17 protein-coding genes are annotated in these 18,086 nt (G+C 46.9%); 16 read left to right on the top strand and 1 reads right to left on the bottom strand.

All coding sequences use genetic code 11. The features are described from left to right. Nucleotides 1-430 precede the first annotated feature (430 nt). Complete coding sequence (locus tag MHB43_RS30145) at nucleotides 431-2,068, top strand: histidine kinase dimerization/phospho-acceptor domain-containing protein (protein WP_221825564.1); 1,638 nt, start codon at nucleotides 431-433, stop codon at nucleotides 2,066-2,068. A 155-nt stretch (nucleotides 2,069-2,223) separates the two neighbouring features. Next, complete coding sequence (locus tag MHB43_RS30140; protein ID WP_405130956.1) at nucleotides 2,224-3,162, top strand: aldo/keto reductase family protein; 939 nt, start codon at nucleotides 2,224-2,226, stop codon at nucleotides 3,160-3,162. A gap of 141 nt (nucleotides 3,163-3,303) precedes the next feature. Here the strand turns inward: MHB43_RS30140 and MHB43_RS30135 are convergent, their stop codons facing one another. Further along, a complete protein-coding gene (locus MHB43_RS30135; protein WP_405130955.1) occupies nucleotides 3,304-4,416 on the bottom strand; it encodes a GGDEF domain-containing protein in 1,113 nt (370 codons plus the stop codon). Between the two features lie 272 nt (nucleotides 4,417-4,688). Between MHB43_RS30135 and MHB43_RS30130 the strand changes: the two genes are divergently transcribed. From MHB43_RS30130 to MHB43_RS30065, 14 genes are all read left to right on the top strand, one after another. After that, nucleotides 4,689-5,084 (top strand): Fur family transcriptional regulator, encoded by a 396-nt coding sequence (locus MHB43_RS30130; protein WP_036612807.1) that lies wholly within the window; start codon nucleotides 4,689-4,691, stop codon nucleotides 5,082-5,084. Beyond that, complete coding sequence (locus MHB43_RS30125) at nucleotides 5,060-5,866, top strand: winged-helix domain-containing protein (RefSeq protein WP_150365790.1); 807 nt, start codon at nucleotides 5,060-5,062, stop codon at nucleotides 5,864-5,866. Before MHB43_RS30130 ends, MHB43_RS30125 begins: the two co-directional genes overlap by 25 nt. A 252-nt stretch (nucleotides 5,867-6,118) precedes the next feature. Next, entirely contained in the window at nucleotides 6,119-7,582 is a 1,464-nt protein-coding gene (locus MHB43_RS30120; protein WP_313771530.1) for a catalase, read from the top strand. Between the two features lie 209 nt (nucleotides 7,583-7,791). Beyond that, nucleotides 7,792-8,208, top strand: a complete 417-nt coding sequence (locus MHB43_RS30115) for a BlaI/MecI/CopY family transcriptional regulator (RefSeq protein ID WP_221825553.1) — start codon at nucleotides 7,792-7,794, stop codon at nucleotides 8,206-8,208. Between the two features lies 1 nt (nucleotide 8,209). Further along, nucleotides 8,210-9,070, top strand: a complete 861-nt coding sequence (locus MHB43_RS30110) for a M56 family metallopeptidase (RefSeq protein ID WP_221825552.1) — start codon at nucleotides 8,210-8,212, stop codon at nucleotides 9,068-9,070. Between the two features lie 49 nt (nucleotides 9,071-9,119). Next, on the top strand, nucleotides 9,120-9,533 hold the full coding sequence (locus MHB43_RS30105; RefSeq protein ID WP_221825551.1) for a DoxX family protein: 414 nt from the start codon (nucleotides 9,120-9,122) through the stop codon (nucleotides 9,531-9,533). Between the two features lie 297 nt (nucleotides 9,534-9,830). Beyond that, complete coding sequence (locus tag MHB43_RS30100) at nucleotides 9,831-10,532, top strand: pirin family protein (protein ID WP_405130954.1); 702 nt, start codon at nucleotides 9,831-9,833, stop codon at nucleotides 10,530-10,532. Nucleotides 10,533-10,576: 44 nt separating this feature from the next. Next, nucleotides 10,577-10,912, top strand: coding sequence for a hypothetical protein (locus MHB43_RS30095; protein ID WP_076209715.1), 336 nt, complete (start codon nucleotides 10,577-10,579; stop codon nucleotides 10,910-10,912). Between the two features lie 175 nt (nucleotides 10,913-11,087). Then, on the top strand, nucleotides 11,088-12,680 hold the full coding sequence (locus MHB43_RS30090; RefSeq protein ID WP_221825548.1) for a spore germination protein: 1,593 nt from the start codon (nucleotides 11,088-11,090) through the stop codon (nucleotides 12,678-12,680). A 4-nt stretch (nucleotides 12,681-12,684) separates the two neighbouring features. Continuing rightward, the gene (locus MHB43_RS30085; protein WP_237177311.1) at nucleotides 12,685-13,884 is read left to right on the top strand and encodes a Ger(x)C family spore germination protein; all 1,200 of its coding nucleotides are present in this window, start codon (nucleotides 12,685-12,687) and stop codon (nucleotides 13,882-13,884) included. Then, a complete protein-coding gene (locus MHB43_RS30080) occupies nucleotides 13,877-14,098 on the top strand; it encodes a hypothetical protein (RefSeq protein ID WP_221825544.1) in 222 nt (73 codons plus the stop codon). The genes MHB43_RS30085 and MHB43_RS30080 overlap by 8 nt, the downstream gene beginning before the upstream one ends. 33 nt (nucleotides 14,099-14,131) lie before the next feature. Continuing rightward, the gene (locus tag MHB43_RS30075; RefSeq protein ID WP_339180128.1) at nucleotides 14,132-15,334 is read left to right on the top strand and encodes an endospore germination permease; all 1,203 of its coding nucleotides are present in this window, start codon (nucleotides 14,132-14,134) and stop codon (nucleotides 15,332-15,334) included. A gap of 130 nt (nucleotides 15,335-15,464) precedes the next feature. Further along, nucleotides 15,465-16,295 carry a uroporphyrinogen-III synthase gene (locus MHB43_RS30070; RefSeq protein ID WP_339180125.1) on the top strand — a complete coding sequence of 277 codons (831 nt, stop codon included), beginning with the start codon at nucleotides 15,465-15,467 and terminating at the stop codon, nucleotides 16,293-16,295. Nucleotides 16,296-16,501: 206 nt separating this feature from the next. Continuing rightward, on the top strand, nucleotides 16,502-18,001 hold the full coding sequence (locus tag MHB43_RS30065; protein WP_339180122.1) for a cobyrinate a,c-diamide synthase: 1,500 nt from the start codon (nucleotides 16,502-16,504) through the stop codon (nucleotides 17,999-18,001). Nucleotides 18,002-18,086: the final 85 nt, after the last annotated feature.

The raw sequence follows: 18,086 nt of genomic DNA, 5'->3' as shown, positions 1-18,086 counted from the left end.
ATATGTAGATTCGTCTTATCCATTTATAAACTATATGTGGTTTTTTGGGTGTGATAATGGTCACATAGTTCACAGGACAAAGTGGACTTTCCTTTAATTGCTGTGGATAAAGGTTCCCAAAGTTTGAGTAGAAGCGTATAATTTCTAGTTATCCTGCAAGGATAATATCCGAAGTTGGACAAGATGGACTTTAATCAATCTGAAAAGGCGTTTTGCCATAATTTTTCGTTTGTTAATCCATCCGTTTAAGAACTGTTTTGACCGCAAATGGGCAATAAACAGGAAGTATGATTCTCTTATACAGCTACGGTGTTAATCATATAAGTATAGATTGTGACAGCTATTCGGATTTTTTGATGAACCCTTGTACGTGATTACACAATTATGATCTACAGATTAGATAGTGCAGCTAAGATAAAAGGGGTGGATCATGGGGACGGCAGAAGGCATTACGAGAGGCTTCTATGAAGATATAAAGGAAGCTGCGGCCCATATTGTAGACGTACTAAGTGGTATATTGAAGGTTAATACCATCTTTGTTGCTACGAATGACGGTTTGACGAATGTCATTCTTGAGGCGTTCAATCGCAAGGAAGAATTGATTGTAAAAGGTAGCGAACTTCCATTTGAAGATTCTTACTGCAGCTTGGTATTAAAAGATAAACATGAGAACCTTACAATCCAGAATACATGTGAACATCCGATGACAAGATTCATGGATGTCACGAGTGGGCTCGGCAATCGTTTCTTCGTGGGCGTGCCCATCATGCGAAGATCTGGCGAAACATTCGGGACCATCTGTCTGATGGATAATCCTGATTATGTAATCAGTGAAACCGACATGAAGACGCTGAAGGCGATGGCCGTATTCCTTGGCTATGTTGTGGACCTGGAGAGCACATTGCATCTTCAGGAGCGTAAATTGAGTGATTCGGAACAAATGCAACAGCAACTCCAGGCAGAGAAAGAACGAGCTGAATCGGAGGCCATGACCAAATCACAGATGCTCAAGCTGATGAGTCATGAGATTCGCAATCCGTTGAACGGCATTTTGGGACTGACTGATCTGATGCGTACACCGGATATGCCTGAGGAGCAGTCAGAATATGTGAATATGATTGAGACGAGCGGCAATATTCTGCTTACTTTGTTGAACAATATGATGAATTTCAACATCAATGAGGCAGGTAAAACGGTTATACATGATGATCCTTTCGATCTGGTAGGTACAATTGAGAATACGGTCTATCTTTATGCGGGAATTGCGGCTGGCAAGAACATTGAGCTGGGATTGAATCTGGAGCTGAATGTGTCGCAAGTATTCGTTGGTGATGAGATCAAGATCGGACAGCTGCTTGCACATGTCATTCAATACGCTCTCGATTCAACGCGTGAGGGCTCCGTCCTGATCACGGCAGTGGTGAACGGAGAAGACACCGAAGAGACGGGTACACTTCTGCTCAAGGTGAATTACACAGGTCAGACGTTATCGGATAAGAAGATGCAAACCTTTAACAGCCAAGAAGAGAAGTTGAATATCCAAAAACTGATTGGAAGTAATCTGGGTCTGGCTGTAAGCCAGAATCTTGCCATTCTCATGCATGGCCGTATTCAGGTGAGCAGTGTGAAGGAAAATGAGACGGAATTCAACATATCCCTTCCGTTACGCAGATACTGGGAGTTACCTCAACTCGCAAGTGTTCAGCAACGGTTAAAAGGGAAAAAGGTGTTACTTGCCAAGGACCCTGACATTTTGCAAGGCGTCTCTTCCCTGATGCGTAGGTGGGAGATGGATGTACACATGACCTCGAATCTGACATTAGCGCATGATTGGATCAACGAAGGATTCATGCCTGATGTAGCCGTTGTGGATATGGGATTACTGGAAGGCGGCGCGGTTGATTTTGTACAAGAACTGAAACAGCGACTGGAGGATCTGCCCGTCATTGTTCTTGTTCCTTATGGTATACACATTGAATTGCATGAAGCAGAAGCCTTTGATGCTGTCCTGACGAAGCCAGTCAGACAGGCTGATCTGTTGAATGCATTGAGTATTACTTTGCCTTAAATCATGATCAGAAGACAAATCTTTATTCGGCGCACCTGTTATGGGTGCGTTTCTTTTCATTTTCCATTTTCTGAGGCAAAGCCCTTTTATTCCGAGCTGGTTACGTTACAATAGAAAGTGAACTTCATCTTTATAACCACAGAGGAGGATGTACATTGGATTATCGCAGATTAGGTGGAAGCGGACTGAAAGTAAGCGAGATCAGCCTGGGAAGCTGGTTGACGTACGGAGGGTATGTGGAACGTGAAAATGCGGTGAAATCAATTGAAACTGCATTTGATGAAGGCATTAACTTTTTTGATACTGCCAATGTATATGAACGGGGTGCAGCAGAAGAACTGCTTGGACAGACGCTCAAAGCGTACTCCCGGGACTCTTATGTACTTGCAACCAAAGTATTTGGCAAAATGGGTGATGGTCCGAATGACCAGGGGTTGTCTCGCAAACATATCAAGGAGCAATGTGAAGCCAGCTTGAAGCGCCTGGGCGTTGAATATGTGGATATCTATTACTGTCATCGTTATCATACCGAAACACCAATCCAAGAAACACTCCGCGCGCTTGATGATCTTGTACGTCAAGGCAAAGTGTTATATGTAGGCGTCAGCCAGTGGACTGCAGCTCAGATGGAAGATGCGTTAGGTACAGCAGATCGTCTGCTCCTCGATCATATCGTGGTTAATCAACCGGTGTACAACATGTTTGACCGTTATATCGAAAATGAGATTATTCCGCTCGGCGAGCGCAAAGGCATTGGACAAGTTGTATACTCCCCGCTTGCTCAAGGTCTATTGACCGGGAAATATACGTCCGTTTCCGATATCCCAGAGAATAGCCGTGCTGCCAAGCTAGGATGGGACGAAGGAAAGATCAATGCGGATCGTATCGGGAAAGTTCGTCAGCTGATTGAAGTGGCGGACAAGCTGGATCTGAAGGTTGGCCAACTGGCCCTTGCCTGGATTCTGCGCCAGAACAATGTATCCAGTGCACTTGTAGGGGCGAGTCGTCCCGAGCAGGTAAAAGAGAACGCAGCTGCATCTGGTGTGAAGCTGGATGCTGCCATTATCGAGGAGATTGAGAGCATCCTTGCTTGATCTCCTGTCAGCACACAAGCTGAGATGATATGTGATGATCCATAAAAAGAGGGATGTCCTGTGCGCCTGAATAGGCGAACGAGACATCCCTTTTTTGGGAGAACGGTGAAAGGTTAGTTTATTTACCGGTTAGATATTACTTTAAAGTGTTAGAGGCAAGGAACGAAAAGTTAAGGCACACACACGGTTACGCCCTGTATTCTTCGCTTCATATAACGCACGATCGGCCTGTTCGAAGAAATCGTCATCGTCATGATCATCACAATGATCGGGATACACGGCTACACCAATGGAGATGGTTAGACGTGTGGTGTGCCCGTCGGGTAGAGCAAAATGGTATTTCTCTACAGCCTGTCGTATAGATTCGGCGGTAGCCACGGCCTGACGGTGTCCACAGTCGAGCAAGAGAATGGCGAATTCTTCCCCACCGTTTCGTGATACGATATCAGCAGAACGTGCATGCTCAACGAGCAGTTGTCCAAGTTGCTTCAGGACCGCATCGCCGGCGGAATGACCATAGGTGTCGTTCACCTTTTTGAATCGGTCAATATCAATGGCAAGCAAGGAAAGCTTCTGTTGGTAATCCCGCGCACGCTGGAGTTCCAGTTGAAGTGATTTTTCGAACTGTCGTCGATTGCTCAGGTTGGTAAGATGATCGGTAGATGCTCTTTTTTCCAATAGAAATAACATTTCATTGGATTTATTGATGAGTTCTGCGATGAAATAGATAAATAATCCACCGGCAAAGGAAATGGTCATTTGTAACGGATAGATCTTCATTAATGAATTCATGCTGTCCGTGTTCAACATAAGGATGATAAAGATTAACGTAATGCCGAGCAGATTCATCGTAATGATTTTGGTCAGTCTGGACCAGGAAGCATAGGCGAAGTATACACCGGACAGTCCAATCAGAGTCATGACAAATCCTGCATCTATGGCAGAGGAAGATATGCCAAACATCAAAATCCGAAGGACCGAGATCATGAGTCCCGTAACGATCGAAGCCAGTCCTCCCAGATATACCGCTGCGGTAACGATGGCCAGATGCCGTAGATCTACAATTGTAGTCTCGTTCAAAGGGAAGGAGTAGTTCATGAGTACTGTGCCATATATACCGAATAATAAGCCGCCGATCAACTGAACACGTAACGAGGGAAAAGGCAATCGGATACTATAGAACTTCGCGATGATCCCGGACACATACATAAACGTAATCATGACACAGATATTAATGAAAAAAGTGCTAAACAACCGACATTCCCCCTTTTTACGCACATCCCTATATTTTATCTGAAAAGCGGTGCTGTAGCGAACTATATTATCCCAAATTTATGAGGGGATTGCTGGGAAAGATGTTTTATTTGCATATACAGGATGTTAGGGTGATATTGACTTCAATATGCAATGAGATTTATACTTAATCTAAATCAAAATGTATTCCTTCTTTTTGGGAAGACCATCATAAGTAGAAGATCAGTGTCTGATTTCATATAAAATGGATCAATAATAAAGGAGAAATGGTTGTGAGAACTTTAAATCTGACGATACAACGGCAAGCGGTATATGATGTGGTGCGCCATTCAGAGGATCACCCGACAGCTGCAGATGTCATGAATCGACTCGTAGAACAAGGATATAATCTGGCCTATGGTACGGTGTATAATTCTCTTCGTTATCTGACGGACAAAGAATTGATACGGGAACTTAAACTCGGAGAGACAGCAAGCCGATACGATGCCCGTATGGATGATCATCAGCACATCATGTGTGAAGTGTGCGGCAAAGTGGATGAGGTAATGACAGAGGTTCCTCCACAATGGATGAAACAGGTAGCTGAAGAAACCGGATATGCAATCGATCATGCTCATGTGGTCTTTGGAGGTGTCTGCGGGGAATGCAGAAACAAACGGATCAAGTAAAAATAAAACTGCCTGGCCGCCGTTTACCCCTTAGGGTTAAACCAGCCTTGTCCGACTCGGCACCTCTTGTTGACAATTGTCCTGTTACACGGCGTGTTATTCTGATCAGCCCGATGCCGGGGCAGGTTCATGAACTGGTAAAAGCCTTAACGGATAGCTGCTTTGATGTACTGGTCTTTCATCGCTGGGAACCAGATCTGCATGAGCGTCTTGTCTTTGATCTGTTGATCTATGACCTGTCTGTTGCCGGAACGATCGATGCATTTGCCGGCATTAGCAGCCGATTGAATCGTGAGGCTGAGCATACAACCCCTTGTCTGTATCTGGTTGGTGAGAAGATGATCGGCAGTGCGAGTGGACCGATGCTTCAGGAGGAATTGCTGGTGTGGCCTGCACGCCCGCAGGAAGCACTTTACCGGGTGCAGCGTATGATTGGTAACAGTCCTGCTCTGCCCAACCGTGGTTTTTTGCCTGAGGAAGGGCACCGTATCGGATTTAAGGATCTGTGGCTCGACCGTGAACGGATGAGTGTACAGCGCGATAATAACCGGATTCATCTAACCAAGACCGAATATGATCTGTTACTCAAGCTGATTGATGCCAAAGGTGCAGTCATTTCCCGTGAGGAGATGCTCAGCGATATCTGGGAGACGGACTTTACGGGTGGAAGCAATGTGGTCGATGTTCATATCAAAAGCTTGCGTAAAAAATTGGGCGATAACGCATCTTCGCCGCAATATATTGTCACTGTAAGAGGAGTGGGCTACCGCCTGGCGGATTAGTCCGCTTTTTTTTTGCCTAATGGATATAGTAAATCCGGATCACTTCCTTAAAAGCAAGTTCATAGTTCATTCATGAAGTGTTGGAGAACCTCATCTTAATCTCATGTGAACCTCATGCAAGAGCAGAGAGGGACATGTTAGAATCAATTTAACAGTTAGATCAAGTCTAAATGTATATTTAAACCGAAGCCGAATATGATTTTAATAGTAGATATATAACAGCCGTGAGACCCATTAGAGGAGGACGACATGATGACAGAACGTATGACTACGAATCAGGGAGCACCTGTAGGTGACAACCAGAATTCCCGCACAGCAGGCAGAAGAGGGCCAACACTGCTTGAAGACTACCATCTCATTGAGAAAATAGCCCACTTTGACCGTGAACGTATTCCCGAAAGAGTCGTACATGCGAGAGGTGCCGGAGCTCATGGTGTATTCACGCTGGAGCAAAGTATGAAGGCTTATACAACAGCGGACTTCCTGCAAGATCCGGGTACGGAGACCGATGTGCTGGTGCGGTTTTCGACCGTTATTCATGGTACGGGATCACCAGAGACCGCAAGAGATCCGCGTGGATTCGCCGTCAAATTCTACACACGTGAAGGCAACTATGATATCGTAGGCAACCATCTGCCCGTTTTCTTCATTCGTGATGCGATAAAGTTCCCTGACATGGTTCACTCCCTGAAGCCAGCTCCGGATACCAACATTCAGGACCCAGCTCGCTATTGGGACTTTATGACCCTCTCGCCGGAATCAACCCATATGATGACCTGGTTATTCTCTGACCTGGGTACACCGGCAAGTTATCGGGAGATGGATGGATTCGGCGTACATGCTTTCAAATGGATCAATGCACAGGGACAGGTCCACTATGTGAAGTATAAGTGGGAGTCTGCCCAAGGGGTCCGAGGCTTCTCTCGTCAGGAAGCTGCCGAAGTACAGGGCCAAGACTTTAACCATGCTACCCGTGATCTGCGTGAACATATCAAGAACGGGCAATACCCGCAGTGGAAGCTTCAAGTGCAACTGTTGAAGCCTGAACAGATGGATGATTTTGCTTTTGATCCACTCGACCCTACGAAGACCTGGCCTGAGGATGTACTCCCGTTCCATACGGTAGGAACCATGACCCTGAATCGTAATCCGCAAAACTTCTTTGCTGAAGTGGAGCAGGCTGCGTTTTCTCCTAGTGCGGTTGTACCTGGAATTGAGCCTTCCGAAGACAAATTGCTGCAAGGACGCCTATTCTCCTACCCAGATACACAGCGGCACCGGCTTGGAACGAACTATTTACAAATTCCGGTGAATTGCCCGTACGCACCCGTTCGTAATCATCAGCGTGATGGACTCATGAATGTGAATCAGGACCCATCCCCGGTGAACTATGAACCCAACAGTTCCGGGAACAGCCCGCAGGAAGATCCGGCATACCGGGACAGTCAGGTTCCGTTGCAAGGACACGTTACAAGAGAGAAAATCGAGAAGACGGATGATTATACGCAGGCAGGGGAGCTTTTCCGTTCATTCACTCCTGTAGAGCAGCAGCATTTGCTGGATAATCTGATCAATGACCTTAAGGGCGTATCTGTTGATATTCAAATGCGTGCCCTGTGCCACTTCTTCCGGGCGGATGGACAGCTTGGCGGACGTTTGGCTCATGGACTCGGCGTGGATATTTCTGCACATATGCCGTCACAGGATGGAAAATAAATTGCAGTTTGAACTTATACTCACAACATCATACTGACTGATATTCGTTGAAGACCGGGAAAACCGTGAACGTGCGGAATTTCCCGGTCTTTAACCTTTTTTACTGCAATGGAAAACAAATTTACAAATCATTTACATAAAATAGCTGACATAGAGGTTGACTTCTCATTTGTTGGCACTACAATGGGTAGTGTGAGGGGTGTCAGAAAATGAGAATACACAATTTCAAAGTGGGTGAGCGTGGGCTCAACCGATTTTTCGGTCCGCTGGAGGCCAAGATCATGGACATTTTATGGGCTCGTCCTGGCAGCAGCATCCGTGAAGTGCAGACCGCACTTGAACAAGACAAAGACGTCAATTTTAATACAGTCATGACCGTGATGAACCGGCTCGTAGACAAGGGACTTCTCGGAAAGTCACAAAAGGGCAGAACATCTTTGTACCAACCGGTACAGAGTAAGGAGGAGTTTATGAACGACCAATCCAAGGAACTGTCACATGAGTTGGTGGATGAATTCGGAGCTTTGGCATTGAATCATATGCTGGATGCGCTGGATGAAGCAGATGCGGGTCTGATTGAACGCTTGGAACAGAAGATCAAACAATGGAAAAAGGATACCGATTAAGATGTGGAAGACCCGCTCGAAACTTTTGTTTACCGTCGGGTTTGGCATTCCGTTACTCGTGTTCATGCAGATGTTCATGTACGCGATGTACAAAATTTTTGGCTGGGATATCCCGTTTAACCTGCTCTGGCTCTGTAATCATTGGATGAGTCGACTGGGTTGGTTATCCGTGGGACATTTCCTGCTGGCACTGGTATTGCTGACATTTGCGGGAACAGGTTGGTTGCTAATGGTGCGTATGATGAAAACCAGAGCAGCCGTACGTAAGCTCCGCTCCATGGAGGTGCGTGCATTGTCTCGCGAACTGGAGTCCAAGTATCACCATCTTGGACAGCCAGGATTCATTGTAGTGGACAAGCATTCTCCGGTTGCATTTACAATTGGTCTATGGAGACCTTGCATCGTACTCTCCACGGGGCTTCTGACGATGCTGGATGCAGAAGAGGAGACAGCAGTGGTGTACCACGAAGTCCATCATCTGTGGCACCGTGACCCACTGAAAACGACACTGTTATCGGTATTTGCAATCATGATGCCGTATATTCCCGTATTGAAGCATACTTCGAAACATTACAATATCGTTAGAGAAATTCTGGCAGACAATGAGGCCATTGAGCGTACAGGCAATGTGGCAGGCATTGGCAGTGCTTTGCTCAAGCTGCTCCGCGCTTGTCCTGAACCTTGGGGGGCCACAGAACTGACCGTTCAATCCTCATTTGCGGATACGTCGGTGAATGTCCGAATTTCACGTCTGCTGGACCCGGAACAGGACGTGACGTTGAGGTTGCCACGTTATGCTGTTCTCATGTCGGCTACTGTTTTTCTATTGCTGTCTATCTTGTTTGTTTGGTCGATCGGATAGATTAATTTGGCTAAAGTGAAGTCGAATATAATGAGAAAGGAAGATGAACATGAATAATAAAAGTGTAGAGATTGGATTACTTTTCTCAAGGATTATGATTGGTTTGATCTTTGTATTGCACGGCTGGAGTAAATTCGAAGGTGGAATCAGCGGTACGGTAGGTTTTTTCGAAAGTATTGGTATTCCCGGATTTCTTGCATCCGTTGTAGCCATCATTGAGTTGGTAGGTGGTGCAGCGATGATTCTGGGTCTGGGAACACGTGTGTTTGCTGCCCTGTTTGCCATCGTGATGGTTGGCGTTCTGTTTACAGCCAAAGTGGGTGAGCCGTTCCTGAGTGGTACCGAGTTAGATTACCTGCTACTGGCGGGTTCCGTGACACTGCTCTTCACAGGAAGCCGCTTCCTGGCCGTGGATTATCTGTTCTCCAGACAGGGGAACGGTCGCCAGAATGTGAGTGCTTGAATGGACTAACGATTGCTACAAATAATGAAATGCAGGATTAGTCCTGTAACGAGGTTCTTTATTGGCCAGGCCGGTTCGGGAATTGATTTGCGAACCGGGCTGATCAGTAGAGAACTTTTTTTAAAATATAGGAAAGTATATCATTTCGCCATTCTTTATCTATATTTCTTCGGAATGAAACACGCTGAGCCGCGAGAGGACGGCGACAGCCGTTTCACCTTGTTTGGACGACATGCCTTTGGTTTGGTACAATGAGAATAAGTATGCTACTAAGAAAAAATAAGGAGGATGCATTTTATGATTAACGTCATTCCATCCGATGCCCGCTCCAGCTTCGATCGAGGCTGGCTCCGTGGTAGTCACAGCTTTTCTTTCGGAGAATACCAAGACCCGGAGAATACGGCGTTTGGACCGATGCGGGTAGCGAACGACGATGTGATCGCGCCTGGTCGCGGTTTTGGAGTTCACCCGCATAGTGATATGGAGATTGTATCGATCGTACTGAACGGCAAGTTGCGACATGAAGATAACCTTGGGAATGTAGCCGTTACAGGCTTTGGCGGTATCCAGCGGATGTCAGCAGGCAGTGGCATGATTCATACCGAACATAATGCATCCGATACCGAAGAAGTACGTTTGCTTCAACTCTGGTTCATGCCACAGACCAAAGGGTTGGAGCCCTCCTATGAGACGACATCATTTGATCCAGCGGCATTGGCAGGAGCACTCGTGCCGATTGTATCCCCAGATGGGGGACCAAGAGTTGCGACCATTCATCAGGATATGACGATCTACCTTGGCCGATTAGCCAAAGACGAAACGTTAACCTTTAATCAGGATGCAGGCCGCAGAATGTACATTTTCTCCATCGAAGGCAAGCTGGGATTGGATGGAGAGTACCTGTTGAACGAAGGCGACACGGCTCGTGTGGAACAGCGGGATTCAATCGAACTGCAAGGAAACGAAGATACGTTCTATATGATTATTGATTTGCCGTAGATGACTGATGAAATGAACTCCAAGATGAAGGAGGATATACACGTATGGCGCAACAGGAATGGTTTATGGTTAAACATGCGGTGACCGGGCGAGGATTAGCTAATAGCAAAACAGATTCCCTGTCCTATCGGTTCCAACAGGAGGGTACAGGCTTCATATTTACCGTTACGGGTCTGGACGAGCAGATGGTGGAACAGATTATGGAGCTTAGACAGGAACTGAACGTATTTCGCTTCGTCCAACGCAAGGATCAGCCCCTTTTGAAACACTGGTACTACGTAGATGGTGAACGGGTTGTGTACGATAGGGAGAGTCACACGCTAAGCATCTATGCGAAGTCGGAGATTCGTTATGTGCCTGAAGATTATTTTGCGGATTAACGTGTAAGTAACGATAGAACTTGGAACATCCCAGAGGTCTCTGTTAAATACAGAGGCCTTTTTTGCTGTCTGAAAACTCAGAGGATTTAATCGTAATTTTGCAAAAAAGACCACATAATTCCCTGCTGTCTGGCACAAGCTACCTTGTATAAAAACAAGAACGGAGGGGCGGCATATGGCGGACAAAACATCTGGTAAAGACAAGTCCCGGCAATCGGGAAGAACTTCAGAAAAAAAACATATCCCTTTGGGACTGCCGTCCCCGCCTTTTCTGCGGCAGCCGATTAGTGCAGTACATGAAACTCAGATTCAAGCGGTGAAGGAGATATTCTCCGATTGCTCGGATGTGGTTTTTCGCAACGTCATGATTACGCCTGAAGTGAAAGGACTTCTCGTCTATATCGAAGGCATTGTTAATTCGGCTGATATCCAGGAACACATGCTGCGTCCGATTATTCGAGGGCTGGTGCAGCAGCGTACAGATGAACCTGATGTTCCTTTGGATGATACACGTGTTGAGCTGACACAGGTGAAGCGAGTGGATACCTGGGCTGCTGCGACAGAAGGGGTGCTGGCATCCTCCGCACTTCTGGTGGTCGATGGAAGTAGCGAAGCCTGGATGTTCAATGTCAAAGGCGGCGTCAGACGTGGTGTGGAGGAACCGCAGACAGAATCCGTGATTCGGGGACCGCGGGAGGGATTTACCGAGACGCTCCGTGTAAATACGGCCTTATTGCGGTTCAAGCTGAAAACACCCTCTCTCAAGATCGTGAGTATGACCCTTGGCACAGATACCAAGACCGATATCGTTCTAACCTATCTGGAGGATATAGCTGATCCTAAAACGATTCAGGATGTCAAGAAACGTCTGGAAAAAATAAAAATCGACGGCATCCTGGAGAGTGGGTATATCGAGGAGTTAATTGAGGATCATCCGTATTCTCCTTTTCCACAAATGCACTACTCGGAGCGTCCGGATACGGTAGCAGGCAATCTGTTGGAAGGGCGGTTTGCCATTATGGTAGATGGTACTCCCTTTGCGTTGATTGCTCCAGTCACAATGTGGCAGATGCTGCAAGCCAGCGAGGATTATTACGAACGATTCTTCATCAGTAATCTGGTGCGTTGGATTCGATTTTTGTTCGTAGCCATCGCTCTATTTCTGCCAGCGCTTTACATCGCTATTACGACATTTCATCAGGACATGCTGCCAACCACTTTGATACTGAGTATTGCCGGGGCGCGGGAAGCCATCCCTTTTCCGGCACTGGTAGAGGCTCTTATCATGGAGCTTTCCTTCGAGGCACTTCGTGAAGCAGGAGTCAGGTTACCGAAAACGGTAGGGCAGGCCGTCAGTATCTTGGGTGCGCTTGTAATTGGGCAGGCAGCCGTTCAGGCAGGGATTGTATCTGCACCAATGGTTATTATCGTATCCATGACAGGTATCGCTTCCTTTACGATTCCGCGGTTTAATTTTGCGATTACCGTTCGTCTATTGCGTTTTCCAATCATGTTACTGGCTGGCATGTTCGGACTGTATGGCATCGTGATCGGTCTGGTCCTGATTTCGGTGCATCTGACCCAGATGACCTCATTTGGTGTGCCTTATCTGTCGGGTCTTAGCCCATACAGCAAAACGGATACCAAGGATATTCTCATTCGTGTGCCGTGGTGGAAAATGATCAATCGTCCATCTACCGTCCATGATAACCATAAACGGATGAATGAGAAGATCAATGGTTCCCCCGAAGCAGAGGAAGGGTGGTAAACCCATGCAATTTATGTATAAATACCGGGCAGTTATAGCCCTGTTGTTATGTACCTCTCTCATTTCAGGTTGCTGGGATCGAGAGGAAATAAATGATGTTGCCTTTGTAATTGGTATCGCTGTGGATAAGGAGGAACAAAACTACAGATCCAGTCTGCAGATTGCTCTTCCAGGACAATCTGGTTCTTCGGGTAGTGAAGGAGGAGGAGGGGGCACAAGTGGTGATAAATCCTGGTTCATATTGTCCAATACAGCCAAAACCTTTCACGGAACATCTCTTGAAGGGCAAAAGGCGCTCTCACGCAGAATATATTACGCTCATCGGCGTACTCTGCTAATCGGTGAGGATTTGGCGAGGGAGGGCGTTGCCCCTATGCTGGATTTGATGACACGTTATCCGCTCAATCGTTTCTCAGCGTTGCCGGTTGTGACAAGAGGAGAAGCATATAAGGTCATGGATACTGATGCACCCATAGAAAAATTTCCATCTGAGATGGTACGGGAATTGTGTTTTTTAAATATGCGAAATCCCCGCTCGCTCAAGACGTTTATAGATTCCATTCTTAGCGAAGGCGTAGATCCTTTTCTGCCCATAGCTTCGGTCGTTGACACTGTGCCCAAAAACTGGAAGGACCCCAAAACGAACATCAAGATGGATGGATTGGCCATTTTCAAGAAAGACAAGCTGGTAGGCATGATCGATAAAGCACCAGCAGATGCACTAATTCTGGCCATGGGTGAGGCCAATGCACCAGAGGTTATGGTCGAGGCTCCAGGGGGAGAAGGAGATATATTCATTAAACTGAACGAGAACAATTCTTCGCTGCATCCCAGTGTCAAGAATGACAAGGTTAAGGTAAACATTCAATTATACGCCAAGGGAGTTATCGTCGATAACGAATCGAATTACGGTGACCGGCGGGAGGATGAGATATTAAAGATAAATGACGCCATCCACAAGAAAATAAAGTCAGATATTGAGGAAGGCATCCGATTGGTCCAGCAGAAGTATCGTGCCGATATTCTTGGAATCGGTCGATCTATCCATCAGCACCTGCCGGCCGAATGGGACAAGATGAAGGATCGATGGGAAGTCATTTATCCTGAAGTTGAGGTAACCGTTATTCCCCATGTCATTATTGAAAATGTAGGAGTGATCAACAAACCGATCGGTGTCGTGGAGGAGGAGGTCGTACATGATTAAACCGCTTTTGTTTACCTATCTGGGCATGGCAATTGTGGTCATCTTGATGGATTTCAGACATATGAAGCAGGCAGCAGCCATTAATCGCTGGATATCCTATGGTCTGATTGCATTGGGAACGGTCATTTGGTTCTATGTCACTCACTTGAGTAAGACGCTTTATGTCACAGTATGGATAAGCCACGTTATTCAGCGATTTTTACCTTTACCATAGATTGCAGATTAACTGACGGAAAGGAGGTATTGTATGAATCAGAGTGTGACCCATCGGCAGGTTGTGCTGCTCGTGCTGATACTCAGTATTACAGGTACGCTGATTCAGCCCCACGCTCAGGCCATTTTCTACGCGGAGCAGCATGCTTATCTCTCGTATGTGCCCGTTGTTTTTGTGATGATAATATCTCTATGGTTAATAAGTCGGGTCCAGCGACGATTTCCCAATCAGGATCTGTTCGAATCCATTGTTCAGCGATTCCCGTTTTTGGGGAGAGTAATGGGATTTCTGTACATTCTATTTTTTTTCTTCGTGTTTGCAAGAGACATCCGACTATCAGGTGACTATATAAGTATAACGCTACTGGAGAACACACCCATTTCCATCATTGTATTATCTCTGGTGATCATGGGCGTCTTTATCGTTCGAGGCGGACTCGGTTCCTTAATCGGAATGGCGGAATTGTATGTTATGCTGTTTCTGCTGATCTCGTTGATTATACCTTTCATGCTTATTCAGCAGGTAAATATGGATAATCTCATGCCGTATTTTCATGTTGATGTTGCAGGAGTAGGCAAGGGGAGTTGGTACATATTTTCGTTTTATGGAGAGATGATTGCATTGCCGTTTGTCATCAAGGGTAGTGATTTTCGTTTCAAGTCGGTTCTATGGGGAATTATCATCTCTGCACTCCTAATGATGCTTATCCTTGTGGAGACGATAACTGCGATCGGAGTCCCTATTGCTTCCAGACTCGTATACCCATCCTATGAACTGGCAAGGCAGCTGCAAATCAGTGATTTTCTGGACCGGTTTGACCTTGCGCTGGCAGCAGCAACCATGCCAACCATGATTACGAAGATTGCATTTGATCTATACTTTGTCTGCTGGGGACTGAAGCGGATGATTCCGAAAGTGTCGGGAAAGATGATGACAGGCCCGGTGGCCTTGGTTGGATTCGTATGTGCTTTCTGGTTCTTCCGAAACGCGATTCAGCTTAATCGTTTTACCCGGGAATGGACATGGATTGCTATTGTTTTCGAAGCGCTGTTCCCCATTGTGCTGTTCCTTTTTCTTCGTCCTCGCAAAAAGGATAAAAAAGAATCTACCCAACAGAGAACGGGAGACCAGTCAAAGAAAGAGAAGCATGAGCCGGAACAAAAATCGGCTGATTCGGAGAAGGACGGAGAGAAAAGGCGGAAAGATTCTCATGGTGGGGAACTCCAGCCTTCCTGATGCATTCCATCAAAAATCCTTATAGATGAACGGGCAAAAAGAGAGAAAGCACAGTTCCCCTTCACAGAAGTACCCTGTATACTGTAGTCAGACTGATGAACATTCGGCTGAACTAACGGGGGGAACATGAATGGCTCAACATTTGGCAGGTGTGCGTGTAGCATTGACAGGACCACGAAAATCGAAAGAAATGTCCGTACTGGTTGAAAAAATGGGTGGAATCCCGCTTGTGCGACCGGCACAGGGGACCGTATTTCTGGATGACCGGAGTATCAGGGACGGGCTGGTATCCTGGATCTCAGACCCGCCAGACTGGGCGGTGTTAACTACGGGTATGGGATTGGATGCATTGTTTGAAATGGCTGAGGATATGGAAGTGGCAGGCCAATTGTTGGATGTATTATCGGAATCCTCAATTGCGGCAAGGGGATACAAGACGGTGAATGCGCTCAAAAAGCGCAAGTTAACACCACTGGTACGAGATGATGACGGTAGCACGGACGGGCTCATTCGAGAATTCGCCCCACATGATCTCGCAGGGAAAAAGGTGATGTTGCAGCTTCATGGGGAGACAGCTCCCAAACTTGTCGCATGGTTGGAAGAACAAGGCGCACTCGTCAGACAAGTGCTTCCTTACCGCCATGTACCGCCAGAAGAGACAGAGCTGGAACAGTTACTGAATGAAATTCTAAATTTCGAAGTAGATGCTGTTGCGTTCACAAGTGGACCGCAGGTCAGATTTCTGACCCAATATGCAGCCTCCCAGGACAAGCTTGAGCCGATGCTTGCAGCCTTCAGACAAGGTGTAATTCCTGCGTCTGTAGGTAAAGTTACAGCAAACTCCATGCGAGAAGAAGGCATTGAGGCACTGGTCATTCCGGAGGAAGAGAAGATGGGAGCACTCATCGTTGAGCTTGGACGTTACTTTGCAGCAGGGCGTGGGGCTAAGATTAGAGATTAGTGGCCTGCTTTTAGATCAGTTCGACAAAAAGCTTTTGGCGTCGCTTCATGAATAAAGAGTGTGCATTAAGCTTAACCGCATCGCTATATGATGCGGTTTTGTTTAGATTATAGAATTTATACATTACAACTAAAACACCAATGTACATCCTTGATAGTGCTTCGATCAGAAGCTTTTCTTATCTCGAAGAAAAGGTGGAAATGACGATGACCATTGCAGATCGTAACGCCAGGCCTCGACTGATCATTGCAGGCACCGGGAGTGGTGCAGGAAAAACGACAGTAACCTTGGGGCTGATGAGAGCACTCGCTCAGCGTGGCTTGAGTGTACAAGGGTTCAAGTGCGGCCCGGATTATATTGATCCGACATATCATACCGCAGTCACGGGCAGACCGTCACGTAATCTGGATGCATGGATGACATCGCCTGAGTATGTGAGAGATACGTTCGAGAAGGCATCGGCAGGACATGATATATCCATTATCGAAGGCGTTATGGGCCTCTACGATGGCAAAGATCCGCTTAGCAATACAGGCTCAACTGCAGAGATTGCTCTGGTCACGCAGACCCCTGTGATCCTGGTCGTGGATGTACGAAGCATGGCTCGCAGTGCGGCCGCGATTGTACTGGGTTTTCAACATTTGGAGCCTGAATTAAATATTGCGGGAGTGATCGTTAACCGGTGTGGAAGTGCAGGTCATTACACCATTGTGAAAAAAGCCATTGAGCAGATGTGCGGCATTCCGGTGGTTGGCTGGCTGCAGCGGGACGAGGACATGTCCATCCCTGAGAGACATCTGGGACTGGTGCCTGCCATTGAGCGCGGTGAACTGGAGCCATTATTCCAACGTGCAGCCGATGTGTTAATGGAAGGCACTGATCTGGATCTTCTGCTGGAGCTGGCAGCAAGCGCCCCGTCGCTTCAACAAGAAAAAGGGAGTCTTGCCGCTACTACCCACGCGGATTCGGATAATGCTGAATCAGGCTCGAATTACGATTCGCAATTCGATTCAGTGATCCACGTTAATAATCGACATGTATCATATGCGGTACAGCCTGTCATTGCCGTTGCGCGCGATGCGGCATTTAATTTCTATTATCCCGATAATCTGGAATTGCTCGAAGCAGCCGGGGCGCGATTACAATACTTTAGTCCGCTCGCTGGCGAAGGTATTCCAACAGATGTGGATGGCATCTATTTGGGCGGCGGGTTTCCAGAGGAGTTTGCAGCAGAGATTGCCGGTAACCAAGGGTTCTTGGAAGGACTTCGACAGGCAGCACAATCCAACATGCCTTTATTCGCAGAATGTGGTGGTTACATGGTGCTCGGGGAAACGTTGACCGACCGTGAGGGCGTTACTTTCGATATGGCGGGCATTATCCCCGCACAGGTGCAGATGCAGAAGAAGCGAGCTGCGCTTGGCTATCGTGAAGCGAGTAGCGTTCAGGATTCCTTTTTGCTGAAAAAGGGTGAAGTGCTACGGGGTCATGAATTTCATTATTCCACGATGACCTATCGTGATGAAGCAACGATTCCTTATGCGTATGAGACCAAGGGGTTGCGCGGCCTGAAGCAAGAAGGGTATGCGGCAGGCAACATCGTGGCGGGGTATACGCACGTTCATCTGGGCTCTTACCCGGCAGCCGCTCAAAGATGGGTGGAACATTGTTTAGCCTATCGGCAGGAGCGATATATGCAGAGATAATAGCAGCTTTTTATAGCTCAAATAGATAGCTGAATTCAATAAGCAAAATGGCTCTAATCTCGCTTTTGCCTCCTGAGTCTTTGGT

The organism is Paenibacillus sp. FSL H8-0317, assembly GCF_045040685.1.
GTDB lineage: Bacteria > Bacillota > Bacilli > Paenibacillales > Paenibacillaceae > Paenibacillus.
The sequence above is the reverse complement of the archived record's forward strand: the minus strand, read 5'-3'. Positions and strand labels throughout refer to the sequence as shown.